The sequence below is a fragment of the Williamsia phyllosphaerae genome (assembly GCF_014635305.1).
Lineage (GTDB): Bacteria > Actinomycetota > Actinomycetes > Mycobacteriales > Mycobacteriaceae > Williamsia_A > Williamsia_A phyllosphaerae.
Map to the genome: position 1 here is coordinate 1,076,273 of NZ_BMCS01000001.1, position 23,995 is coordinate 1,100,267.

The following is a 23,995-nucleotide window of genomic DNA, read 5'->3' on the forward strand; positions in this document are numbered from 1 at the left end:
CGCACATCCAGTGTGGCCAAGTCTTTGTGGAAGTGCCAGTAGTCGATCAGGGGACCCGTGCGACGGGTCCACCCTGGCTTCCGGCGTCAGAGATCGAACGAGGCGTGCATCTCCCAGTAGAGGATCTCGGCGTCGGACACGGCCGTCACCGCGGAGGTGCCCTCGCCGGCCATGTCGGTGAACCGCGCCACGTCCCCGGCGGTCAGGACCCCTACCCCGTCGACCTCCACCTCGCCGCGGGCGACGAACAGATGCCCGAACTGCGCGGACGGCAGGTCGATCCGCCGACCCGACGGTGGCCGCGCCACGTGCATCGCGACATAGCGATTGGCGATCGAGACGGCCGAGGTGTCGGCGTGCCGACGCAATCCGGACACCACCGGCACCAACGACCCGTCGGCGAGGTCGGCGGTGAAGTCCCGCTCGGCGTAGCCCGGGTCGAGGCCGTCGGTGTCCGGCGGCAGCCACATCTGCACGACGTGCGCGGCGAGCCCCTCGGCCCGGGTGGACGCATTGCGTTCGGAGTGGGTGATCCCGCGGCCCGCGGTCATCCGCTGGACCAGGCCCGGGACGATCACCCCGCTGTGCCCACTGGAATCACGGTGTTCGATGCTGCCCGCGAGCAACCACGTGACGATCTCGGAGTCGCGGTGTTGGTGGGTGTCGAAACCGGACCCGACATCGACGGTGTCCTCGTTGTGCACCATGAGTACGCCGAACGCGTTGGCCTGGAGGTCGAAGTTGCCGGTCACCGGGAACGACTGCGCCGAATGCAGCCACTCATTGCTCCAGTGGTGGCGCTGCGCACCACGAATCACCGCGACCGGCATCGACCGGACCTCCCCATCGTGAATTTGCGGCACCGTGTGTGTCACGGCACGCGACGGAGTTTAGGCTCGCAGGGGACGTCGTGCGCATGTGCGGCGTCAGCTGTCACCGGTGTGGTTGGGGACCGGACGTTCGTGCATGAGGAGAAGCAGATGACCGCCGGAATCGCCACCGCATCGACCACCGACCACGTCGGCATCCTGGGACTGGGTGTCTACCGTCCACGCCGGTCGGTTCCGAACTCGGAGATCATCGAGGCGATCGACTCCAGCGACGAGTGGATCCAGACCCGCTCGGGCATCAAGACCCGCGGCTTCGCGGGCGACGACGAGACCATCGTCAGCATGAGCCTCGCCGCGGCCCGTAAGGCCCTCGAGGCCTCCGGCGTCGACCCGGCGCAGATCGGCGCCATCGTCCTCGCGACGTCGTCGATGCTGGTGCTCGGACCATCCGCGGGCGCCGTCCTGGCCACCGAACTCGGCATCGAGAACTGCGCGGCGTTCGACGTCGGCGCCGGTTGTGCCGGGTTCTGCTACTCGCTCGCCACCGCCGCGGGGCTGGTCCGCTCCGGTGCGGCCAAGTACGCGTTGGTCGTCGGCGTCGAGCGACTCACCGACCTGTTGGATCCCACCGACCGCAGCTGCGCCTTCATCTTCGCCGACGGCGCGGGCGCCGTGGTGATCGGACCGTCCGACGTCGAGGGTGTCGGACCGGTCTCGTGGGGCAGCGACGGCTCGCAGACCACGGCGATCAAGCAGGACAAGGACTTCGGGCAGTACTTCGACGAGGTCGCCGAGGCCGAGGCCACCGGCGGCACGTCGGTCCGTCCCTACATCCGCATGAACGGTCCCGCCGTGTTCCGCTGGGCGATCACATTCCTGGAGAAGGCCTGCCGCGACGCCATCGACAACGCGGGCGTCACGCCGGAGGACATCCACGCGTTCATCCCGCACCAGGCCAACAGCCGCATCACCGAGGCGCTCGTGCGCGTGCTCAAGTTCCCCGACGAGACGGTCGTCGCCAACGACATCTCTCAGTCGGGCAACACCAGCGCCGCATCGATCCCGATGGCCATGGAGGAGTTGCTGCGCAGCGGTGAGGCCAAGCCCGGCGACACCGCGCTGCTGATGGGGTTCGGTGCGGGTCTGGCGTACGCCGGCCAGGTCGTCACGCTGCCCCCGATCGCCGCCACGGTCTGATCACACTCAGGTGGGTTTCGACGTCACCGAGTACACAACGGTCCTCATCACGCTGATCGTGATCATGGACCCGCCCGGTCAGATCCCGATCTTCCTGTCGCTGGTGGGTCATCAGACGCCCGCCGAGCGACACCGCGCGGCCTGGCAGGCCCCCGCGATCAGCTTCCTGGTGATCAGCACGTTCGCCCTCGGCGGCAAGTTCATCCTGAGCTATCTGCACATCGGCGTGCCGGCGCTACAGGGCGCGGGCGGTCTCCTGTTGCTGCTCGTCGCATTACAGCTGCTGACCGGGCAGGGCAACGCGTCTTCCCCCAAGGCCGCCGACGGCGTCAACGTGGCCCTGGTGCCGCTGGGCACCCCGCTGCTGGCCGGCCCGGGCGCGATCGCGGCGGTCATCGTCGCGGTGTCGCAGGCCGACGGTCACGGGTCGGCCTACGTCGCCATCGCCGCGGCCATCGTGACCGTGCACCTCGTTCTCGCTCTGGTCCTGCGGTTCTCCACCGTCCTGATCCGCATCCTCGGGGTGGGTGGGGTGACGCTGGTGGCCAAGATCGCCGGTCTGCTGCTGGCCGCGATCGCCGTGCAGCTCATCGCGAACTCGATCATGGGGTTCATCGACGCCCGGTGAGCGGGCGCAGCCGGTGCCTGGTGGTCCGGAGCTGCGCACCCCTGCGGCACAATCAGCGGCGATGAACTCGATTCTTGCGATCGTCCCGCTGGCGGCGGTCGACTCGATCAACGTCCTGGCACTGCTCGCGGTGTCCTATGTATGGGTCTCGGCACCGTCACGAGGTGCGTACGTCCGAACGGCCGGTGCTTTCGTGGTCGGTGGGGTGTGCGGACTGGCGATCACGTTGGCGTTCTCGTTCACCGTGATCCTCCGACTCGTTCACCGCGCGATCGATGCGTTCCCCCCGACCGCGATCGCGGTGATCGCGCTTGTGATCGCGCTCGTCGTCTTCGGCATGGCAGTCCAGGGATTCCGTCGTCCACCGACGTCGCTCCCCGTACAGCGCACGGTGCGCCCACTCGGCGCCTTCGCGCTGGGACTGCTCACGTGGGCGATCCAGTCGTTGACGTCGGCGCCGTTCTACGGCGCGATCGCGGTGATGGCCGACGACGGCACGGTGGTCCGCGTGGTCGTGTCGATCGTGTTCGTGTTGATCGCCCTCGTCCCGGTCACGAGCCTGCTGCTCGCACTGACACTGTTCCCGCAGGAGACCGGCCAGCGTCTGCTCGACCGTCTGCAGACCGCGCTGCCGATCGCGTCGCGGGTGGTGTCGGTGATCCTCATGATCGGCGCGGTGATCGCAGCCGTCCTCGCCATCGACTCGCTGGCGGGCTGAGCGCCGTCGCGAGGCACTCGACGACCACGGACGAACGAGCCGGACAGCCCTGGATGGGACTGCCCGGCTCGTAGGTGTCAGTGACTCTCGGAAACGGTTGTCCGGCTGCAGATCACGAACCGAAGCAGAAGATCCCGGTGCACGGCGGCGTGTAGGTGATCGACACGGTGAACGAACCCTCGTTGTTGGCGAAGCCGTCGACGTTGTCGTTGAAGGCGAACGACAGCGGGCCGGATCCGGACAGCGTCGTCGGGCCGGCACCCACCAGCACGGGATCGGCGGTGCCGACCTTGCCCACCAGGGCCATGAAGGGACGGTCCGCGAGCACGCACTGACTCGACGGTGAGCTGGTGCAGTTGAGGGTGGGGAAGCCGTTCGGCCCCGCGACCTCGGTCGTGTAGCCGGGATCGAACGTCGCGGTACCGGTCGCGGTCACCGACACCGTCGACCCCGCGGCCACGGTCACGCCGCTCTGCGCGAAGACGTTGTCCGCTCCGGGTCTTGGCGTCGATGGTGATGGTCTTGGTGACCGGCGCCGCGTTCGCGACCGCAGGCGTGGCGAGGCCGATGCCGCCTGCCACCACGGCGGCCGCGGCGGCGATGGCCCCGATGCGGGCGCGAGTCGACGTGCTGGTCGTGGATGAATTCATGCTTTCCCCTTGCGATGTCGGTGAGCACTGATGAGTGGGGCACCGGGGTCTGCGGTGCCGGGGGAAGTACAGCAAGCGACTGCAAACGTTTTGTAAAGCGCACTTGCCGCGCCCGGGTCCGAAGACGAGAAAAGCCCGGATCGCGTGATGCGATCCGGGCTGTCCGGTCGTGCTGATGTGGGCGAAGGGGGACTTGAACCCCCACGTCCCGAAGGACACTGGCACCTGAAGCCAGCGCGTCTGCCATTCCGCCACTCGCCCGTGACTTGCCCGTCGACGCGACCGGGCGGTGAAAAATCCGCTGCAGAAACGGACTGCAAGACGATAGCACGCAGTCCCCACCGCACTTAAATCGTCACGCCCGCACCATTGCACCCACGCGATATCGAATCCGGTACCGCCGCTGCGACCTGCCCTACGAGCAGTGGGTGATCCATCGCCGCAGGTCGGGGCGATGCGTCCATCTGATCGGGGGCCGGTTACCCATCTGCGACACCTGTGACTAGCGTGGCGGGTGATGCCGTGATGGCACGATTGGCCAGTTGAATCGCTATCATCAAACGGCGTAAGAAGCACGGCGACACGCTGATGGCGCGAAGGGAGGTCCCCGACATGGGAATTCTGCAACGAATCGAGCGCAAGCTCGAGGGTGCGGTCGACGACGGCTTCGCCCGCGTGTTCGGGGGCAAGGTCGCGCCCCAGGAGGTCGAAGGCGCTCTGCAGCGTGAGGCCGAGGACTCCATCGAAGATCTCGGCGACGGCGGAAAGCTCGTGCCGAACAGTTACACCGTCGTGGTCAGCTCGACCGACCACGAGCAGATGGCAGCCGAGTACGAGCTCAACCGCAAGACATTCTCCAAGCATTTGGAGCATTTCATCCGCGACAACGGGTGGCAGACCTACGGTGATGTCATCGTCGAGTTCGAGCACTCACCGACGCTGCACACCGGTCAGTTCCGCGCACGCGGTGCGGTCGACCCCGATGTCCGCCCGCAACCGGTCGGTTCTCGGGTGTCCGCGCCACCACCGGCCGCAGCACGCCCGCGCCCCCACCCGACCGCACACGGTTCACACCCGAACTCAGAAGCAGGAGCCTTGCCGATGACCCAGAACTCAGGACCGGACCAGCGTCGCGGTTACGAACCCGCAGGCGGATACGACCAGGGCGAGCGGGGCTACGACCAGAGCGATCGCGGCGGCTACGGCCAGGGTGCCTACCCACCCGAGTCCGATCGTGGCTACGGCGCGCCCGCCGAGGGCGGCTACGTCAACGGCGCCGGTTACGAGCAGGGTGGATACGAGCAGGGTGGTTATCGCGCTGATGCCGGTGGTTACGCCGCGCCCGACGCCGACCCCAACTACGCCGACCGGGGCTACCGCGACGGCGGATACCAGCAGGGCGGCGGTTACGACCGCAACGCCGGATACGAGCAGCAGCCCGGCTACGACCAGGGCGCCTACCGGACCGGTGGGGGCTACCAGCAGGGCGGCTACGGCCAGGCCGGTGGATACGACCAGGGCGGGTACGACCAGAACTACGACCGCGGCTACCAGCAGTCCGACGCCGCACCGAACTACGCGGACCCGGGCTACCGGGACGAGGCGTACCGCGAGGGTGGCTACGACCAGGGCGGCTACGCGCCCCGGGGTGGCTACCAGCAGGGCTACGCCGACCCGCAGCACGATCAGGCCGGGTACGCAGGCGGCGGATACGACCAGGGCGGCTACCAGGGTGGTGGCTACGACCAGGGCTACGGCGCCGCGACGGCCGCCCCGGCCTACGCGCCGACCGCGATCACGCTGGTCCTCGAGGACGGCAGCAACCGCACCTTCGCCCTGCGCGACGGCTCGAACGTCATCGGTCGCGGCCAGGACGCCCAGTTCCGGCTCCCCGACACCGGCGTCTCCCGTCGGCACGTCGAGATCCGTTGGGACGGACACGTCGCGCTGCTGCACGACCTGAACTCCACCAACGGCACCACCGTCAACGACGTGGCCGTGAGCAGCTGGGAACTCGCCGACGGCGATCGCATCCGCCTCGGCCACTCCGACATCACCGTCCGCTTCGGGTGACGGCGCGTCGGCGGGGACGACTCTCCCCCGCCGGCGTGATCAGGTGCTCGCGCGGAGAAGTCGTGACCAACCGTTGCAGACCTGTCATGTACAGATTCCGATTCACTCGCGCGTGACCCATAAGATGTGGATCCATGGGTCGTCGAACGACGCCCCCGGATGATCAATGCGCACGGTGCCCGTCCCCGACGGTCACCGCCCGAGGAAACTTCGCCTGGAGGTGAGCAGCTGTGCAGGGCATAGTTCTGCAGTTGACCCGCGTGGGTTTCCTCCTGCTCCTCTGGCTCTTCGTCTGGGCCGTCCTGCGCATCCTCCGCAACGACGTCTACGCCGCGACCGGACAGCGACCGGTCCCCCGCTACGACCGCATCGGACGTCGATCGGGCGGCTCGGCCCGCCCGAAGGGCGCCGCGCGCTACCTCGTCGTCACCCACGGCGCCCTCGCCAACACCCGCATCACACTCGGGACGCAACCGGTACTGATCGGCCGCGCCGACGACTCGACGCTGGTCCTCACCGACGACTACGCCTCGGAGAAGCACGCGCGGATCTCGCGGCGCGGCGACGACTGGTACGTCGAGGATCTCGGCTCCACCAACGGCACCTACCTCGATCGGGGCAAGGTGACCACCGCTGTGAAGGTGCCGATCGCGACCCCGGTCCGCATCGGCAAGACCGTGATCGAGTTGCGCCCGTGACCCTGGTGTTGCGCTACATCGCGCGAAGCGACCGCGGGCTCGTCCGGTCGAACAACGAGGACTCGGTGTACGCCGGGGCCCGACTGCTCGCGCTCGCCGACGGCATGGGCGGTCACGCCGCCGGTGAGGTCGCCAGCCAGCTGGTCATCGAGGCACTGCAACCCCTCGACGACGACGAGCCCGGCGGCGATCTGCTCGGCAAACTCGACGACGCCATCCGTAGCGGCAACGCCGCCATCGCCGACCAGGTCGAACAGTCCCCCGAGCTCGAGGGCATGGGCACGACGCTCACCGCGATCCTGTTCGCGGGCAACCGCCTCGGCCTGTGCCACATCGGCGACTCCCGCGGCTACCTGCTCCGTGACGGCCAGCTCACCCAGATCACCCGCGACGACACCTTCGTGCAGACGCTGGTCGAAGAGGGACGGATCACCGCCGAGCAGGCCCACACCCACCCGCAGCGGTCGCTCATCATGCGGGCGCTGACCGGCACCGAGGTCGAGCCGACGCTGACCGTCCGCGAATCGCGGGACGGCGACCGCTATCTGCTGTGCTCCGACGGGCTGTCCGACGTGGTCACCGAGGAGACCATCGCCGACACCCTGTCCTCGGTGGCCGATCACGGCGAGTGCGCCGACCGTCTCATCGAACTCGCACTGCGCGGCGGCGGCCCGGACAACGTGACCGTCGTGGTCGCCGACGTCATCGACTACGACTACGGCGATCACCGCCCCATCCGCGCAGGCGCGGCCGGCGACGATGACGACGAGTACACCCCCGACCCGACCACCTCGGCCGGTCGTGCCGCGGCCCTGCGTCCTCCGCGTGAGTCACCGCGGCGTCCGACCGTCGAGCCCGAGCCCGTCGAGGCGACCCGCAACCCGCGCCGCAAGTGGTTCGTCGCCGCGGCCGCGCTGACGCTGATCGTGTTGGTCGTCGCGGGTGGTCTGGTGGCACGCGGGCTGATCCGTTCGAACTACTACGTCGACGAGAACAACGGCACCGTCGTGCTCTATCGCGGCATGCAGGGATCGATCCTCGGCCTCTCGCTCAACTCGGTCAGCCTCACCACGTGCGTGAGCGACCTGAAGGCCGAGACGCCCACGATCACCTTCGCCGACGCGAACTCCGCACCCGACTCCTGCACGCCGTTGCCGGTCAGCGACCTGTCCCAGCCCAGCCAGAACACCGTGCGCGCGAGCAAGCCGAGCGTCCCGCTCGACCAGGCCAAGCAGAACGTCAACCTGCTCTCGCTGCTACCGCTGTGCGGAACCCGCGCGGGTGATCCCGGCGTGAACACCCCGACCACGACCACCACGGCGCCTCCGACCTCCACCGTCGCGCCCGCACCGACCCAGACCGGGGCACCCGCGCCCGGGGCGCCTGCCTCCTCGCCCGCGCCCACCGTCCCCCCGACGACCACCGTCGACACCAGCGAAGATCGCTTCGACGACAGTGGCCGCAAGGTCTGTCGAGGACACTGATGTCGCAGGCCGCTGTAACCCAGACGCCCACAACGGGTCCCACTCGCCGTCCGAACGGCCGCAACACCGAGCTCATGCTGCTCGGTGTCGGTGCCGTGGTGGTGATGGCCGCGATGATCAACGTCGAGGCCGCACAGTCGCAGCAGATCTCATGGGATCTCGCGAAGTACGGGTTCGCCTACCTCGGACTGTTCGGCTTCGCGCACCTGGTGATCCGTCGGTACGCCCCATACGCCGACCCGTTGATCCTGCCGCTGGTCGCGGTGATCAACGGCCTCGGGCTGGTGCTCATCCACCGACTCGATCTCGGCTCGGGCGCCAGCGGCGAGACCGCGGTGGCCACCGATCAGACCAACAACGCCGATCAGCAGGTGCTGTGGGCGGTGCTCGGCGTCGTCGCGTTCTCGCTGATCCTGATCTTCGTCCGCGACCATCGCACCCTGTCGCGCTACAGCTACATCCTCGGCCTGGGCGGCCTCGCGTTCCTGGCGATCCCGGTGATCCTGCCCGCGTCGCTGTCGGAGATCAACGGCTCGAAGAACTGGATCAAGACGCCGCTGTTCAACATCCAGCCCGGCGAGTTCTCCAAGATCCTGATCATCATCTTCACCGCGTCGCTGCTGGTGTCGAAGCGTGACCTGTTCACCACCGCCGGCAAACATTTCCTCGGCATGGACCTGCCGCGTGCCCGCGACCTCGGCCCGCTGCTCGCCGCGTGGATCGTCACCATCGGCATCTTCGCCCTGGCCAACGACCTCGGCGGACCGCTGCTGATCTTCTCGACCATCCTCGTGCTGCTCTATGTGGCCACCGAACGCGTCGGATGGGTGATCATCGGCGTCGCGCTGTTCACCGTCGGCGCCATCCTCGCCTACCAGCTCTTCCCGCACCTGCAGGTGCGCGTGCAGGTGTGGCAGGACCCGTTCGGCGACTTCTACGGCACCGGATACCAGGTGGGTCAGGGGCTGTTCGGCCTCGCCACCGGTGGTCTGTTCGGCACCGGTCTGGGGTCCGGACGCCCCAACATCGTCCCCTTCGCCAACACCGACTTCATCATCGCGACCATCGGCGAGGAACTCGGCCTGGTCGGGCTCGCCGCGGTGCTCGGTCTCTACCTGATCCTCGTGGTGCGCGGGCTGCGCACCGGGATCACCGTGCGCGACAGCTTCGGCAAGCTGCTGGCCACCGGGTTGTCCTTCTCGATGGCCGTCCAGCTGTTCGTGGTCGTCGGCGGTGTCACCAAGCTGATCCCGCTGACCGGTCTCACCACACCGTTCATGTCCTACGGCGGGTCGTCGCTGCTGGCCAACTACGTCCTCGTCGCGCTGCTGATCCGGGTGTCCAACGCCGCGCGTGAGCCGGACGTGTCGAAGAAGAAGTCGACCCCGGTCGCCCTCGCCCAGACACAGGTGGTGAAGCGCCCGTGAACATCCCGATCCGACGCGTCGTCATCGCCGTGATGGTCATGGTCGTCGCCCTGCTGGCCAGCGCCACCTACGTCCAGGTCTTCAAGGCCGACAACCTGCGGGCCGATCCGCGCAACCAGCGGGTGCTGCTCGACGAGTACTCGCGTCAGCGTGGCCAGATCACTGCGGGCCAGGAGGTCATCGCGCAGTCGGTGCCCACCGACGACCGCCTGAAGTACCTGCGCGTCTACCCCGGCAAGTACGCGCCCGCGTTCGCGCCCGTCACCGGTTTCTACTCGTTCCAGTACGGCAGTGCCGGCATCGAACAGTCCAACGACTCGATCCTCAACGGCAACGACGACCGTCTGTTCGGGCAGCGGTTCCTCGACATGTTCTCCGGTCGCGACCCACGCGGCGGCAACGTCGTCACCACGGTCAACCCGCGTTTGCAGAAGGTGGCCTACGACGCGATGAACTCCGGGTGCTCCGGCGGTTGCCGCGGGTCGGTGGTCGCGATCGCGCCGAAGACCGGGGCGATCCTGGCCATGGTCTCGACCCCGTCGTACGACCCGAACAAGCTCACCAGCCACGACGCGACGGTGCGTGAGAACGCCTGGAACGCATGGAATCCCAACGACGCCGGGGACTCCGCGCAGCCGATGCTCAATCGCGCCATCAGCGAGACCTACCCTCCGGGATCGACGTTCAAGGTCGTCACCACCGCGGCGGCGCTCGCGCAGGGCGTCAACCCGGACAACACCCGTCTCACCGCGAGCAGCTCGATCACCCTGCCGAACACGGTGACGTCGCTGACCAACTACGGCGGCGAGACATGCCCCGGGTCGTCGGGCGGGGAGGTCACGCTGCGGCAGGCGTTCCAGTACTCGTGCAACACCGCTTTCGTGCAGTTGGCCACCGAGCGACTCAACAACCCGATCGACTCGGTGAAGTCGACCGCGAGCCGGTTCGGCCTGGACTCCGACACCCCCGACACCCCGCTGTCGGTGTCGGAGTCGACGGTCGGCCCCATCGGTGACCTCGCGGCGTTGGGACAGAGCGCGATCGGACAGCGCGACGTCCGCATGACGCCGTTGGAGAACGCGATGATCGCGGCCACGGTGGCCAACGGCGGCGTTCGCATGCAGCCCTACCTCGTCGACAAGCTGCAGGGCCCCGACCTCAAGACCCTCTACACCACGTCGCCGAAGAGCATGAACGAGCCGATCTCGGCGACGACGGCGGCCACGCTCACCAGCCTGATGATCGACTCGGAGAAGAACACGAGCGGATCAGGCGGCGCGGTGTCGATCGCCTCCAAGACCGGCACCGCCGAGCACTCGGCGACCTCCGAGGCGGCCGACACACCGTTCGCCTGGTACATCGCCTTCGGTCCGTCGAGCAACGCGCAGATCGCCGTCGCGGTGATCGTCGAGAACGGTGATCGCGGTGTGCAGTCGACCGGAGGTTCGTCGGCGGCGCCGATCGGTCGTGCGGTGATCAACGCGATGGTGGGGAACAGCTGATGTGGCACGACAAGGGGACCCGATGAGTCTGCAGAGCGGAACCACGATCGCCGATCGGTATCGGCTGATGAGACTCATCGCGACCGGTGGCATGGGCCAGGTGTGGGAGGGACTCGACACCCGGCTCGACCGTCGTGTCGCGGTCAAGGTGCTCAAGTCGGAGTTCTCCGACGACGCAGAGTTCCTGCAGCGCTTCCGGATCGAGGCCCAGACCACCGCCCGACTGCACAACCCCGGTATCGCCAGCATCTTCGACTACGGCGAGACGCCCGACCGTTCCGGCGGGCCCGCCCTGGCCTACCTGGTGATGGAACTGGTCAACGGCGAGCCGCTCAACGCGGTCCTGTCGCGGATGGGCCGGTTGTCACTCAACAACGCCCTGGACATGCTCGAGCAGACCGGCCGTGCCCTGCAGGCCGCACACACCGCAGGCCTGGTGCACCGGGACGTCAAGCCCGGCAACATCCTCATCACCCCGACCGGTCAGGTGAAGATCACCGACTTCGGCATCGCCAAGGCGGTCGACGCCGCGCCGGTGACCCAGACCGGAATGGTGATGGGCACCGCCCAGTACATCTCGCCCGAGCAGGCCCTCGGTGAGGACGCCACCTCGGCGTCGGACGTCTACTCGCTGGGAGTGGTCGGCTATGAGGCGATCTCGGGTCGGCGCCCGTTCCTCGGGGACGGCGCCATCACCGTGGCGATGAAGCACATCCGTGAGACGCCGCCGCCGCTGCCGAACGATCTGCCCGCGGGCATCCGCGAGCTCATCGACATCACGATGGCCAAGGAGCCGCTCAACCGCTACTCCGACGGCGGTGAGTTCGCCGACGCCGTGGCCGCGGTGCGGTCCGGTCGTCGCCCGCCACCGCCGCGCGCCGGCGGGATCGTCGTCCCGCCGACCTCGACCCGTGCGATGTCGGCGCCCATCCCCCGCCCGGCCGGGCCCCCGCCGCCCACGGCGACCTCGCGTCGGCCCATCCCGGCCGCGCCCGCCCAGGACGACGGTCGCTGGACCGGCGGCCAGAAGGCGCTCGCCGCGGTCGCGGTGATCCTGCTGCTCGCCGCGGTGGCCCTCGTCGCGTACTGGCTGTCGACCAACTCGAGCGACGGATCGACCACTCCGTCGACGCCGCCGTCGATCACGACCACCACCGAGGAACCGGCTCCGACGACGCCGGAGGAGACGACGACCACGGAGGAGGAGACGACGACCACCACCACGACGACTCCGCCGACCACCACCACGACCACCCCGCCGACGACGACCACCACGACGCCGCAGGGCGGCCTGGTCATCCCCGGGATCACCATCCCCGGCTTCGGTGGGCAGAACTACGATGACAGCAGCAGCGACCCGTCGCCGCTCGACGAGAAGAAAGGTGACTGATGTCGACTCCTCGTCACCTCTCCGATCGGTACGAGCTGGGCGAGGTCCTCGGATTCGGTGGCATGTCCGAGGTGCATCAGGCGCGTGATCTGCGGCTGCATCGTGACGTGGCGGTCAAGATCCTGCGCGCCGACCTCGCGCGCGATCCGAGCTTCTATCTCCGCTTCCGTCGCGAGGCACAGAACGCGGCGTCGCTGAACCACCCCACGATCGTCTCGGTGTTCGACACCGGAGAGGCCGACACCCCCGAGGGTCCGCTGCCGTTCATCGTGATGGAGTTCGTCGACGGCGAGACCCTGCGCGACGTCCTGCGCGCCCAGGGGCACGTCGCACCACGTCAGGCGATGACCTGGATGGCCGATGTCGCTGCGGCGCTTGATTTCTCACATCAGAACGGCATCGTCCACCGGGACATGAAGCCGGCCAACGTGATGATCGACAAGTCCGGTGCGGTGAAGGTGATGGACTTCGGCATCGCCCGGGCCATGTCGGACACCTCGAGTGCGATGACCCAGACCTCCGCGGTCATCGGCACCGCGCAGTACCTCTCGCCGGAGCAGGCGCGCGGCGAGAGCGTCGACGCCCGCAGCGACGTGTACTCGATGGGCTGCGTGTTGTTCGAGCTCCTCACCGGCGAGCCACCCTTCACCGGTGACTCACCGGTCGCGGTCGCCTACCAGCACGTCCGCGAGGATCCGCCGGTCCCGTCGAGCATCCGCCGTGAGATCCCGCCGCAGCTCGACTCGGTGATCCTCAAGGCGATGAGCAAGAACCCGTTCAACCGCTATCAGTCCGCGGGCGAGATGCGGTCGGACCTGATGAAGGTGCTCGCGGGCGGACGTCCCAGCGCACCCATGCTGCTGTCCGACGAGGACAAGACCGGGATCATCGAACCGGCGCGCAACCGCCCGGGTCGTGTGGGCCCGACGTCGCACCGTCGTCCCGATCCGCACGAGGACGAGGACGAGCGCCGATCCCCGGTGCTCAAGTACATCGCGGCCGCGCTCGCCGCGGTCCTGGTGATCGTCGGGGTCACGCTGCTGCTGACCACCCCCTGGGCCGATGACGCGACCGAACAGGTCGCGATCCCCAAGGTCACCGGGCTGTCGGCGACCGAGGCGCGCTCCGAGCTGGAGAAACTCGGCTTCCGGGTGAACAACCCGCTCGAGGAGCCGAGCAACGACGTCGAGTCGGGTATGCCCACACGCACCGCTCCGTCGGAAGGTGTGCAGGCGGACAAGGGTTCTCAGGTCACGTTGTACGTCTCGACCGGTCCGCTGCGCCAGGACCTGCCGAACCTCACGGGGCAGACGTACGAGGAGGCGGCCAAGGCTCTCGACGCGCTCGGGTTCTCGAACGTGCGCCCGGGCAACGTCGTGTCGTCCAATCAGCTCAAGGGCAAGGTAGTCGCTTTGGCGCCCCAGGCGGGGACGTCGCAGGCGGTCACCACCCAGATCACGGTGCAGATCGGTACCGGTCCGCGACGCGTCACGGTGCCCTCGCTCATCGGTCTGAGTCAGGACGCGGCGCAGACCGCCGTCGAGGATCTGCGCCTGCGATTCGTCGCGGTCCCCGCCGACTCCGACCAGCCGGCGGACACCGTCATCAACTCGACACCGTCTGCAGGCACGCAGGTCGACGAGAACAGCACCGTGCAGGTCACCGTCTCGCGCGGCAACCAGTTCCGGATGCCTGACCTCCGTGGCAAGACGGCCAGTCAGGCGCGCGACGCGTTGAACGGCGCCGGCTGGCGCAACGGCACGCTCAACGAGACGCCACGCAACGTGGGGTTGGGCAGCCCGGATGCCGACCGTGTCATCGATCAGCAGCCGGCGGCCGGCGAGACGTTGAACAACGACGCCGCCATCACCGTCACCGTGGGGCGCGCCAGTCTGTTCGGCTGATCCGGCTCAGCCGACCGCGGTGGCCGCGGTCGCCTCGAGGCTCGACACCAGTTCCTCGGAGATCTCGAACCCGGACAGCCGCAACCAGTTCGCGAGCATCCGGTGACCGCCCTGCGTGAGAACGCTCTCCGGGTGGAACTGCACCCCGTGGATCGGCAGCTCCCGATGCGACATCGCCATGATGATGCCGCTCTCGGTCCGACCGGTCACCACCAGTTCGTCCGGGATCGTCTCGGGCAGGACCGTGAGTGAGTGGTAGCGCGTGGCGATGAACGGGTCGGCGAGTCCGGCGAGCACCCCGCTGCCGTCATGGAACACCGTGGATGTCTTGCCGTGCAGGAGTTCCGGGGCACGATCGACCGTCGCGCCGAAGGTCGCGCCGATGGCCTGGTGACCGAGGCACACCCCGAGGATGGGGGTTCCGGTCCGGGCCGCGACACCGACGACGGGCATGGTCGCGCCGGCTCGCTGCGGCGTACCCGGTCCGGGACTGAGCAACACGGCGTCGAACTCGGCCACGACGTTGTCGAGATCGTCCAGTCGCTCGTCGTCGTTGCGCCACACCGTCGCGTGCACACCGAGCTGGCCCAGGTACTGGACCAGGTTGTAGACGAAGCTGTCGTAGTTGTCGATGACGAGGATCGACGGTTTCCGGACGGAACTGGTGGTCACCGGCTTCACGGTACCGGCGACCTCGGTCGGATCTCACATCGGTTTCTCGGCGTGGGATACCGTGGTCGCACGCGTCCATCAGCAAGTACGACCCGCGCGAGGTGAGGACCCCACCGGTCCCACGGATCCGCGCGGTCGCCGTTCATCAGCGAGGAAGTCATGCCGAAGTCGAAAGTCCGGAAGAAGACCGATTACACGATCAACCCGGCCAGCCGTACGCCGGTGAAGGTCAAGGCCGGTCCGTCGAGCACGATCTACGTCTCGGCGATGCTCGGCCTCATGCTCATCGGTCTCGCGTGGCTGATCGTGTTCTACCTGGTCGCCACCCCGTCCAGCCTCGGCGCCGACGGCAAGATCCTGCACTGGATGTACAACCTCAGCGCCTGGAACTTCCTCATCGGCTTCGGCTTCATGATCACCGGTCTGCTGATGACGATGAAGTGGCGTTGACCGGCCGGTTTGTCCCCAGCATCGTGAATTACATGTGTGTAATTCATCCACATTGTGCATAGAGCCTGTGGATAACTCTGCTCAGTGGGCGACTCCCCGCCCCGTCGGCGTCGCCCTGCTCGGTGGTGGCGTCGTCTTGCTGGTGGCCGCAGCACTGTCCGGATCCGATCCTCCGGGCCTGGTCATCATGGGTGTCGCGGGATTGCTGCTCGCGGCCATGGGGCTGGGGTCACTGCTCGTCCGCCCCCGTCTGGCGGCGTGGCCGGACCGACTCGAGATCCGAGGCATCACCGGGAGGCACAGCTGGTCGCGTGCCCAGATCACCCGGATCCGGATCGTCAGCTATCCGAGGTTCGGTCGTCGGGTGCCGAATCTGGAGATCGACATCGACGACGAGGGCACCGAGCGTCTCGTGATCCTGGGACGGTGGGAACTCGGCGAGGCACCGCTGGATGTCGCCGACGCCCTACGCGCCCAGGGCTACGCGATCGACGAGGACAAGGACCTCCGCCTGCGCCCCGACCGCGATTCCGGGACAGAGTGAGGCCGCGACGGGCGGTGTCGAACGAGGCAGCGGCTGTCGCACTCACCTCCGGCGGGGTACCTCGCCCCGAGCGCGACTTCTTCGTCGAGGAGTTCCGCGGGATCACCATCGTGGTCGCCCTCCCCGTGCTCAGTGCGTCGATACTCGAGGCCGTGGAGCGGACGGTCGACGAGTTCGGCACGGGTGACACCCGGTTCGTCTTCGTCGTTCCCGTCGACCGCGTCCCGATGGTCATCGCTGCGGTCGGTGGCGTGGACGTGGACGGATCGACGGAATGGGACGACGACACCGTCGCCGAACTGTGGCTCGCCATCGCGGACTCGTCCTGCGTCGTGGTCGGGGCACCGGCGTCGGCCGTCGCGCGAGCGGCGGGGTCGGTGTCCGCGAGCGTGCGCGCGTCGAAGATGGTGCTCACCGATCCGGGTGGCGGCTGGGGCAGTCCGCCCAGGAGCTTCGCCGACATCGACGTGCACCGCGACCGGCTCACCGCACACCTCGCAGACCGCGGGCTGCACGATTTCACGTCCGCCGCGCAGGAGGCGCTCGCCGGCGGCGCCTACAGCGTGAACCTCTGCCGTGCCGAGGATCTCGAGTTCGAGTTGTTGACGTTCGACGGCCGGGGAACCGTTCTGACCCAGGGGCGGTATCTGCAGTTGGCCGCACTCCAGGTGGATGATTTCCCGGCCATCGAGTCGCTGGTCGCGCACGGGGTGCGGGACGGAGTTCTCAAGGCGCGCAGCCGGATCGACGTCGCCAGGATGGCTGTCGGCGGGCTCGGTGCGCGGGTCCTACGGACCGGTCATCTCGCCGGCGTCGTCGGCCTCGAGGTCGAGCGCTACGCGGGAACAGGATTCGGCGAGGTGTCGGGGCTGATCACGGTCGCGGAGTTCTCCGGTCTCGGAGCGGGGGGTCTGCTCGTCGACGGACTGCTGGAGATGTGTCGCGCCCGGGGGATCGCGAATCTCTTCGCGGTGACCGTCAGCGCCGAGGCTGCGGACTTCTTCATCAGACGAGGATTCACAGAGGTCGGGCACCATGACGTGCCCGCGGCGAAGTGGGACGGTTACGACGCCGATCGACGCACGGCCGCCCGCTGTTTTCTCCACACCGTCTGAGGCGTGCGACAGACATCCGCGCGCGGTGGGGTGTCAGAGCGTGGCGGCGCGGGCGACGCAGATGAGCAAGGCCACCACGACGAGAACTCCGATGGACATCCAGCCCACGCGCGATGCGGAGGTGGCGTCGCGCTGACCGATCCGCTGCGGCAGCAGCAGGACGCCCGCGGTGGCCGCGGCGCCGAATGCGAGACCACCGAGATGTGCCCACAGGGAGATGTTGGGGATCGACAGCGAGATCACGATGTTGATCACGATGAGTCCGATGATCTGACCGGGCGGCAGTTTGGCCTTGATCACCGCGACCAGCAGACCGCCCATCACGCCGTAGATGGCGCCGGAGGCGCCTGCCGTCGCGGCGAATGGCGAGAAGATCAACACCGCGGCACTGCCGCCGAACAGCGCCGTCAGATAGACCCCGAGGAACCGTCTGGTGCCGATCGCCATCTCGAGATCTCGGCCCAGGATGTAGAGCGTCAACATGTTCAGACCGACGTGGATGAGCGAGTAGTGCAGGAATCCCGAGGTGAGGATCCGCCAGTACTCACCGTTGCCGACCAGCGGGCCGAAGAGCACGCCGTCGGCGAAGATCGGTGACCGCAGCAGGTTCGCGGTGAGACCGCCGGCCTGGGCGAGGGTGACCACGAAGATCACGAGGTTGATCGCGATGAGGGCGTAGGTGGCGGTGGGGCGCGTGGCACCCATCGTTCGGACCGTCACCCGTTCGCCGCCCGCCTGACGGACACAGTCGACGCAGTGTTGGCCGACGGACGCCGGCCGGAGGCATTCCGGACACGCCGGCCGTCCACAACGGGTGCAGGAAAGACCCGTGGGACGGTCCGGGTGCCGGACGCAGACCATGGCGGGAGCGGGGCCCCCGAACGGTTGCGGTTGGTTCGGGTTCAGCTGATCTCGATCTTCTCGATGACGACATCCTCGAGCGGCTTGTCACGACGATCGGTGGAGGTGGCACCGATGGTGTCGACGACCTTCTGAGACGCCGGGTCGCTGACCACACCGAAGATGGTGTGCTTGCGGTTGAGGTGCGGCGTCTTGGCCACGGTGATGAAGAACTGCGAGCCGTTGGTGCCGGGGCCCGCGTTCGCCATGGCCAGCAGGTAGGGCTGGTCGAAGACGAGTTCCGGGTGGAACTCGTCGCCGAACTGGTAGCCCGGGCCGCCGGTGCCGGTGCCGGTGGGGTCGCCACCCTGCAGCATGAAGCCGCTGATGACCCGGTGGAAGATCGACCCGTCGTAGAACGGGCCGCTGTCTCCGCCGGAGGCGTTCGGCTGGCTGTACTCCTTGCTGCCGGTCGCCAGACCGGTGAAGTTCTCGACGGTCTTCGGCGCGTGGTTGCCGAAGAGGTCGATGACGATGTCACCCTGGTTGGTGTGCACGGTCGCGGTTGCAGTTTTCTGTGGTGTACTCACGACGACCATGGTGCCACCAGCCGCGACGGCACCCACACCCCCGCTGCCAACCGGGCTCGCCCGGCAGTCCGGGACACGACACCACAGGCGCGTATGCGACGGGAAGAGGACCACCGATGGGGATCGTGACCAGCACCGATACCGACGACAACCCTAAAATGGCCGCCGCGAAGACCGCCGGCTCCGCGGCGCTGGGATACCTCGTGCCGTGGACCCGGCCTGCTCGCGTCGTCGCCAAGCGTGTCGGGCGTCGCCGCAGCGCGAAGAAGGTGCTCACCTCCCGGCGCCCGTCGAGGGTGTCGCGACGCAACAGTCTGCTGGTCCTCGGGATCGCCGGTGTCATCGGCGGCGGTGTCGTGTTCTCGGCCCTGCGCAGCGGACGCAACACCCCTCCGCCGGTCGCCGCGCAGCCGCCGCGTGTCGAGGACGTCCCCACCCGATAGCGCCCCGCCCCGCTCTCGACCGATTGGACTGTCGGTGCGGGTCCACAGGTAGCTTGTAGGCGTGCACCCCGACGACAATCCCGACGCCCGACGTGCGCCGACACCGTCGGGACGCCCGCCCGTCGGACCGGCCGGCCCTTTCGGTGGACCGCCGCGGACTCCCCCGAGCGGTCCGTTTCGTGAGCCGGGACGTCCCCCCACCGGCCCCACCCACGCGCAGGACCCGCGTCGTCCCGGTGGTCCGGACAGCGGCCGTTTCCGGCCTGCACCCCCGTCAGGTCCCATGTCACAGCCCGGTCCGCCGCCTACGCGCGGCCCGGCACCGCGATCCGGACCGCCTCCGCGTTTCGAGCCCCGACACGGCCCGGCACCCGAGGCGCCGACACGCGCCCACCCGCCGGAGGTCCTCAGCGGACCCGCGGCCGATTCCAACGCGGCCTATTCGCTGAGCCGACCCGAGCAGCAGTACCAGAGCACCAGGACCGCGCCGACGGTCGACACGCCCCTGCACCACGACGATCACGACCCGGAGTCGAATGCCATGACCGCTGCACCCCGCAACAGCACGAACGTGCTCGCGATCGTGGCGCTGGTGTTGTCGTTCCTGGGTCTGACGTCGATCTTCGGCGTGATCTGTGGACACATCGCACGTCGTCAGATCCGGACGACGCGCGAGCAGGGCGACTCTTTGGCCGTGGCCGCGCTGTGGCTCGGTTACTTCTACATCGGCGCGGCGGTGCTGTGTCTGATCGTGTACTTCGCCATCGCCGGGCAGGGCTCGTAGACACCCGCACGTGATCGTCGCGCTCTACGACCGGCTCGCGGCCTGCGACACCACAGCGGCACACGACTGGTACCAGAAGGCGCTGGATTCGTCGGCGAATGCCATGGGACGGGAGTTCATCCGGAACCGGATGGACGAGATGTGGAGCCTAGGAGATTCGAACTCCTGACATCTGCCTTGCAAAGGCAGCGCTCTACCAACTGAGCTAAGGCCCCGTGCCGGATCAGTTCCGGCGTTCGGGCAGACTAGCGCGCGTCAAGGACGTGCCACTGTTCGATGTTCCGGTGTGACTCGGCGATCAGGCCGCCCGCAACGATCGCGACCAGACCGATCACGATCAGCGCGATCTTTCCCACGTGGGCCTAGGAGGACTTGAACCTCCGACCTCTTCGTTATCAGCGAAGCGCTCTAACCGCCTGAGCTATAGGCCCGTGAACCGTCAAAAGGTTACCGGACTGTCCCCTCCAGAAACAAAACAGCGGGGTCCGGCCACCGATAACGACAGGTCAGTCGCGATCGGCGAGGGTCACCTCGACGCCGCCCACGAGGTCGGCACTCATGTTGTAGATGAACGCTCCGACCGTCGTCAGCGCCGTGAACACGACGACGTACACCGCGCCCACCAACGCCGCGATGCCGAACACCGTGCCCGCGGTGATCTGGAAAGAGGTGTCGGTCGACGAGTCGCTCGACACCAGATCGCCGAAGGAGCCGTTGAGCTGATCCCAGACGCCCATGCCGTCGAGGATCACGTAGAGGACGCCGATGGCAATCATCCAGATCAGGAACAGCGCGATCGCGAGGACCGAGGAGATCTTGAACGTCGACCACGGGTCGATCCGGCGGAGCTGCACCGCCGCGCGCAGAGGTCCGCGCGGGCCTGCGGAGAACGTCTCCACCGGTCGGACCGGCGGCACGCCGGAATCGGTCTGCTGACCGCCGCTCGGGTGGTGGATCGCGTCGAGGTCGGGCAGGTCCTCCGGCAGGTTGTTCCGGTCGATGTTGCGCGTCGGACCGTCGATCACCTTGCCGGTCAGGGAATTACGTCCCTTGGACGGTTCCTCCGCGGTGTTGCCGTCGGCGTCGAGCTTCGCGATCGGGGAACGCGTCGTCGACTGATCCGACGAGGCGGCGCCCCGGTTGACGGCCGAGCCGGTCACCAGCGGACGTTTCGGCGCACCGTTGGGCTGACCCTGCTGCGGCGGCGGGCCCGACGGCCCCGACTGGTTCGGCTGCACCGGTGGTCCGGGCTGGTTCGGCTGCACCGGCCCACCGCTGGGGGGACGTTGGTTGCCGACCCGCTGCCACGGCGGCATCCCACCAGGACCGGTGCCCGATCCGTTCCGCGGAGCGTCGGCCGGAGCACCCCCGTTGTCCTGTCCGCCGTTCTCGGCGGGACGGGACGCGACCCCGTTGGAGTCGCTCCCCTCGGGCCGCTCGGTGGTACCGGGTCCCGATCGCGGCGACCCCTCGGGCTCGTTGGGTGTGCTCAACTACTTTCCTTCACCTCGTGTGACGTGCTGGATGGAAACGCTCAGCTACCGGCCGCCGGGCCACCGTCGACCTCATCGGGCTCGTCGGCGTTCCGGGCGATAGCCAAGAGCGTAGTTCCTTCGTCCAGGTTCATCAGGCGGACGCCCTTGGTTTGGCGCCCTGCCTTGCGGACCTGTTTCGCGAGCGTCCGGATCACGCCACCACCGGAGGTGATCGCGTAGACCTCGCTCGTGTCGTCGACGATCAGCGCGCCCACGAGCTCACCCCGACGACGGTCGTACTGGATGGTCAGCACGCCCTTGCCGCCGCGGCCCTGGACCGGGTAGTCGTCCATCGCGGTGCGCTTGGCGTAGCCACCGGCCGTCGCGACCAGGAGATACGTGCCCTCTGCGACGACGTTGAGCGACAGCAGCTGATCGTCGTCGTTGAAGCGCATGCCCTGCACACCGGAGGTCTGCCTGCCCATCGGACGCAGTGCGTCGTCGGTGGCGCTGAAGCGGATCGACTGGCCGTGCCGGGACACCAGGAGCAGGTCGTCGGAGGAACTGCACAGCTGCGCGCCGACCAGTTCGTCCTCGCCGCGCAGATTGACCGCGATGATGCCGCCGGAACGGCTCGAGTCGAAGTCGACCAGACGCGACTTCTTCACCAGACCGCCGAGAGTGGCCAACACCAGGTACGGCGCGTCCTCGTAGCTCTTGATCTGGATGACCTGGGCGATGCGCTCCTCGGGCTGGAAGGCCAGGAGATTCGCCACGTGCTGACCGCGTGCGGTGCGGTTCGCCTCGGGCAGCTCGTAGGCCTTGGCGCGATAGACCCGGCCCTTGGTGGTGAAGAACAGGATCCAGTCGTGGGTGGAGCAGACGAAGAAGTGCCGGACGATGTCGTCCTGCTTCAGGCCGGCACCCTGCACGCCCTTGCCGCCGCGCCGCTGGCTGCGGTAGAGGTCGGTCTTGGTCCGCTTCGCGTAACCGGTCTCGGTGATGGTGACCACCACGTCCTCGCGGGCGATCAGGTCCTCGTCGGCGACGTCGCCGTCGGCCGGGATGATCCGCGTCCGACGCTCGTCACCGAACTTCTCGACGACCTCGGTGAGCTCGTCGCGCACGATGGCGCGCTGGCGCTCCGGGCGCGCGAGGATGTCCTGGTAGTCGGCGATCTCGCGCTCGATCTCGGCGAGCTCGTCGACGATCTTCTGCCGCTCCAGGGCCGACAGGCGCCGCAGCTGCATCGCGAGGATCGCGTCGGCCTGGATCTCGTCGACGTCGAGCAGGCCGATCAGTCCGGTACGGGCCTCTTCGGTGTTCGCCGACGCGCGGATCAGGGCGATGACCTCGTCGAGCGCGTCGAGTGCTTTCACGTAGCCGCGCAACAGATGTGCGCGCTCCTCGGCCTTGCGCAAGCGGTACCGCGTCCGCCGGATGATGACGTCGATCTGGTGCGCGACGTAGTAGCGGATCATCTGGTCGAGACGCAGGGTGCGCGGGACGCCGTCGACGATGGACAGCATGTTCGCGCCGAAGCTGGTCTGCAGCTGGCTGTGCTTGTAGAGGTTGTTCAGCACGACTTTGGCGACCGCGTCACGCTTCAGCGTGACGACGATCTGCATGCCCACGCGGTCCGAGGACTGATCCTCGATGCGACTGATGCCCTTGAGTTTTCCGTCGTTGACCTGTTCGGCGATCGACACGATCATCCGGTCGGGGTTCACCTGGTACGGGAGCTCGGTGATGACGAGGATGGTGGCGCCGGTCGACGACTCCTCGATGTTGACCACACCGCGCATGCGGATGCTTCCGCGGCCGGTGGTGTACGCGTCGTGGATGCCCTGGGATCCGACGATGAGTCCCGAGGTGGGGAAGTCGGGTCCCTGGATCGCCGCCATGCACGCGGCCAGCGTCGACTCCTCATCGGCCTCGTGGTTGTCAAGCGCCCAGAACACCGCTGCGGCAACCTCGTTGAGGTTGTGAGGCGGCATGTTCGTCGCCATACCGACCGCGATGCCGCCGGAACCGTTGATCAGCAGGTTCGGGATACGGCTCGGCAGAACCGTCGGCTCCATGGTCTTGCCGTCGTAGTTCGGCGTGAAATCGACTGTCTCCTCGTCGATGTCACGGAGCATCTCCATCGCCAGGGGCGTCAGTCGTGCCTCGGTGTACCGCATGGCGGCCGCACCGTCATCACCGCGCGAACCAAAGTTGCCCTGACCGTCGATCAGCGGGTAGCGCATCGACCACGGCTGCGCGAGACGCACGAGCGCGTCGTAGATCGCGGTGTCGCCGTGCGGGTGGTAGTTGCCCATGGTCTCGGCAACGGGCTTGGCGCACTTGACGTAACTGCGATCCGGCCGGAAACCGGCATCACCCATGGCGTACAGAAGGCGGCGGTGCACCGGCTTGAGGCCGTCGCGCACCTCGGGCAGTGCACGACCCACGATGACGCTCATCGCGTAGTCGATGTAGCTACGCTGCATCTCCTGCTGGATGTCGACCGGCTCGATCCGGTCACCACCGGAGGAGTCGGTGGTTCCGCCCGGCGGCAGGGTGGTGTCGGTCATGATTC

24 protein-coding genes and 3 tRNA genes are annotated in these 23,995 nt (G+C 67.9%); 17 read left to right on the top strand and 10 right to left on the bottom strand.

The features are described from left to right. Window positions 1-86: 86 nt before the first annotated feature. Window positions 87-830, bottom strand: coding sequence for a pirin family protein (locus tag IEV93_RS04940; protein ID WP_188487473.1), 744 nt, complete (start codon window positions 828-830; stop codon window positions 87-89). Between the two features lie 150 nt (window positions 831-980). On the opposite strand from IEV93_RS04940, the gene IEV93_RS04945 reads away from it, so the two are divergent. The 3 genes from IEV93_RS04945 to IEV93_RS04955 all read left to right on the top strand — a co-directional run bounded on the left by IEV93_RS04945 (window position 981) and on the right by IEV93_RS04955 (window position 3,373). Beyond that, window positions 981-2,027: a beta-ketoacyl-ACP synthase III gene (locus tag IEV93_RS04945; RefSeq protein WP_188487475.1), complete on the top strand. Its 1,047-nt coding sequence runs from the start codon at window positions 981-983 to the stop codon at window positions 2,025-2,027. A 10-nt stretch (window positions 2,028-2,037) separates the two neighbouring features. Further along, entirely contained in the window at window positions 2,038-2,655 is a 618-nt protein-coding gene (locus IEV93_RS04950) for a MarC family protein (protein WP_188487477.1), read from the top strand. 61 nt (window positions 2,656-2,716) lie between these two features. Further along, on the top strand, window positions 2,717-3,373 hold the full coding sequence (locus IEV93_RS04955) for a hypothetical protein (protein WP_188487480.1): 657 nt from the start codon (window positions 2,717-2,719) through the stop codon (window positions 3,371-3,373). A 112-nt stretch (window positions 3,374-3,485) separates the two neighbouring features. On the opposite strand, the gene IEV93_RS04960 is transcribed toward IEV93_RS04955, so the two are convergent. After that, window positions 3,486-3,839: a hypothetical protein gene (locus IEV93_RS04960; RefSeq protein ID WP_188487482.1), complete on the bottom strand. Its 354-nt coding sequence runs from the start codon at window positions 3,837-3,839 to the stop codon at window positions 3,486-3,488. A 35-nt stretch (window positions 3,840-3,874) separates the two neighbouring features. On the opposite strand from IEV93_RS04960, the gene IEV93_RS04965 reads away from it, so the two are divergent. Beyond that, a complete protein-coding gene (locus tag IEV93_RS04965; protein ID WP_188487484.1) occupies window positions 3,875-4,054 on the top strand; it encodes a hypothetical protein in 180 nt (59 codons plus the stop codon). A gap of 147 nt (window positions 4,055-4,201) precedes the next feature. On the opposite strand, the gene IEV93_RS04970 is transcribed toward IEV93_RS04965, so the two are convergent. Beyond that, window positions 4,202-4,284, bottom strand: a tRNA-Leu gene (locus tag IEV93_RS04970). A gap of 351 nt (window positions 4,285-4,635) precedes the next feature. On the opposite strand from IEV93_RS04970, the gene IEV93_RS04975 reads away from it, so the two are divergent. From IEV93_RS04975 to pknB, 7 genes are all read left to right on the top strand, one after another. Beyond that, entirely contained in the window at window positions 4,636-6,096 is a 1,461-nt protein-coding gene (locus IEV93_RS04975) for an FHA domain-containing protein (protein WP_188487485.1), read from the top strand. A gap of 230 nt (window positions 6,097-6,326) precedes the next feature. Further along, complete coding sequence (locus IEV93_RS04980; RefSeq protein ID WP_188487486.1) at window positions 6,327-6,794, top strand: FHA domain-containing protein FhaB/FipA; 468 nt, start codon at window positions 6,327-6,329, stop codon at window positions 6,792-6,794. After that, on the top strand, window positions 6,791-8,278 hold the full coding sequence (locus IEV93_RS04985; protein WP_188487487.1) for a PP2C family protein-serine/threonine phosphatase: 1,488 nt from the start codon (window positions 6,791-6,793) through the stop codon (window positions 8,276-8,278). The genes IEV93_RS04980 and IEV93_RS04985 overlap by 4 nt, the downstream gene beginning before the upstream one ends. Further along, window positions 8,278-9,705 carry an FtsW/RodA/SpoVE family cell cycle protein gene (locus IEV93_RS04990; protein WP_188487488.1) on the top strand — a complete coding sequence of 476 codons (1,428 nt, stop codon included), beginning with the start codon at window positions 8,278-8,280 and terminating at the stop codon, window positions 9,703-9,705. Before IEV93_RS04985 ends, IEV93_RS04990 begins: the two co-directional genes overlap by 1 nt. Then, complete coding sequence (locus tag IEV93_RS04995) at window positions 9,702-11,207, top strand: peptidoglycan D,D-transpeptidase FtsI family protein (protein ID WP_188487489.1); 1,506 nt, start codon at window positions 9,702-9,704, stop codon at window positions 11,205-11,207. The genes IEV93_RS04990 and IEV93_RS04995 overlap by 4 nt, the downstream gene beginning before the upstream one ends. A gap of 22 nt (window positions 11,208-11,229) precedes the next feature. Beyond that, on the top strand, window positions 11,230-12,597 hold the full coding sequence (locus IEV93_RS05000; RefSeq protein ID WP_188487490.1) for a serine/threonine-protein kinase: 1,368 nt from the start codon (window positions 11,230-11,232) through the stop codon (window positions 12,595-12,597). Further along, window positions 12,597-14,501 carry a Stk1 family PASTA domain-containing Ser/Thr kinase gene (gene pknB / locus IEV93_RS05005; protein WP_188487491.1) on the top strand — a complete coding sequence of 635 codons (1,905 nt, stop codon included), beginning with the start codon at window positions 12,597-12,599 and terminating at the stop codon, window positions 14,499-14,501. Before IEV93_RS05000 ends, pknB begins: the two co-directional genes overlap by 1 nt. Before the next feature lie 6 nt (window positions 14,502-14,507). Here pknB and IEV93_RS05010 read toward each other — a convergent pair whose 3' ends face one another. Further along, window positions 14,508-15,173, bottom strand: coding sequence for an aminodeoxychorismate/anthranilate synthase component II (locus IEV93_RS05010; RefSeq protein ID WP_229704891.1), 666 nt, complete (start codon window positions 15,171-15,173; stop codon window positions 14,508-14,510). A 159-nt stretch (window positions 15,174-15,332) separates the two neighbouring features. On the opposite strand from IEV93_RS05010, the gene crgA reads away from it, so the two are divergent. From crgA to IEV93_RS05025, 3 genes are all read left to right on the top strand, one after another. Next, a complete protein-coding gene (crgA, locus tag IEV93_RS05015; protein WP_188487493.1) occupies window positions 15,333-15,623 on the top strand; it encodes a cell division protein CrgA in 291 nt (96 codons plus the stop codon). Between the two features lie 67 nt (window positions 15,624-15,690). After that, window positions 15,691-16,167, top strand: a complete 477-nt coding sequence (locus IEV93_RS05020; RefSeq protein WP_229704892.1) for a PH domain-containing protein — start codon at window positions 15,691-15,693, stop codon at window positions 16,165-16,167. Window positions 16,168-16,181: 14 nt separating this feature from the next. Further along, complete coding sequence (locus IEV93_RS05025) at window positions 16,182-17,282, top strand: GNAT family N-acetyltransferase (protein WP_229704893.1); 1,101 nt, start codon at window positions 16,182-16,184, stop codon at window positions 17,280-17,282. 33 nt (window positions 17,283-17,315) lie between these two features. Here the strand turns inward: IEV93_RS05025 and IEV93_RS05030 are convergent, their stop codons facing one another. After that, the gene (locus IEV93_RS05030) at window positions 17,316-17,987 is read right to left on the bottom strand and encodes a rhomboid family intramembrane serine protease (RefSeq protein ID WP_308690865.1); all 672 of its coding nucleotides are present in this window, start codon (window positions 17,985-17,987) and stop codon (window positions 17,316-17,318) included. 197 nt (window positions 17,988-18,184) lie between these two features. Then, the gene (locus IEV93_RS05035; protein WP_188487500.1) at window positions 18,185-18,721 is read right to left on the bottom strand and encodes a peptidylprolyl isomerase; all 537 of its coding nucleotides are present in this window, start codon (window positions 18,719-18,721) and stop codon (window positions 18,185-18,187) included. A 116-nt stretch (window positions 18,722-18,837) separates the two neighbouring features. Between IEV93_RS05035 and IEV93_RS05040 the strand changes: the two genes are divergently transcribed. The 3 genes from IEV93_RS05040 to IEV93_RS05050 all read left to right on the top strand — a co-directional run bounded on the left by IEV93_RS05040 (window position 18,838) and on the right by IEV93_RS05050 (window position 20,108). After that, window positions 18,838-19,155, top strand: a complete 318-nt coding sequence (locus tag IEV93_RS05040) for a hypothetical protein (RefSeq protein ID WP_188487502.1) — start codon at window positions 18,838-18,840, stop codon at window positions 19,153-19,155. Between the two features lie 283 nt (window positions 19,156-19,438). Continuing rightward, window positions 19,439-19,939 carry a DUF4190 domain-containing protein gene (locus IEV93_RS05045; protein WP_188487504.1) on the top strand — a complete coding sequence of 167 codons (501 nt, stop codon included), beginning with the start codon at window positions 19,439-19,441 and terminating at the stop codon, window positions 19,937-19,939. Between the two features lie 10 nt (window positions 19,940-19,949). Further along, window positions 19,950-20,108: a hypothetical protein gene (locus IEV93_RS05050; protein WP_188487506.1), complete on the top strand. Its 159-nt coding sequence runs from the start codon at window positions 19,950-19,952 to the stop codon at window positions 20,106-20,108. Here IEV93_RS05050 and IEV93_RS05055 read toward each other — a convergent pair. The 4 genes from IEV93_RS05055 to gyrA form a co-directional block, all read right to left on the bottom strand. After that, window positions 20,082-20,154: transfer RNA gene (locus IEV93_RS05055), tRNA-Ala, on the bottom strand. The two genes, IEV93_RS05050 and IEV93_RS05055, sit on opposite strands and share 27 nt — an antisense overlap. A 142-nt stretch (window positions 20,155-20,296) precedes the next feature. After that, a tRNA-Ile gene (locus IEV93_RS05060) sits at window positions 20,297-20,370 on the bottom strand. A 75-nt stretch (window positions 20,371-20,445) separates the two neighbouring features. Further along, complete coding sequence (locus tag IEV93_RS05065; protein WP_188487508.1) at window positions 20,446-21,432, bottom strand: DUF3566 domain-containing protein; 987 nt, start codon at window positions 21,430-21,432, stop codon at window positions 20,446-20,448. Window positions 21,433-21,473: 41 nt separating this feature from the next. Then, window positions 21,474-23,990: a DNA gyrase subunit A gene (gyrA, locus tag IEV93_RS05070; RefSeq protein WP_188487510.1), complete on the bottom strand. Its 2,517-nt coding sequence runs from the start codon at window positions 23,988-23,990 to the stop codon at window positions 21,474-21,476. Window positions 23,991-23,995: the final 5 nt, after the last annotated feature.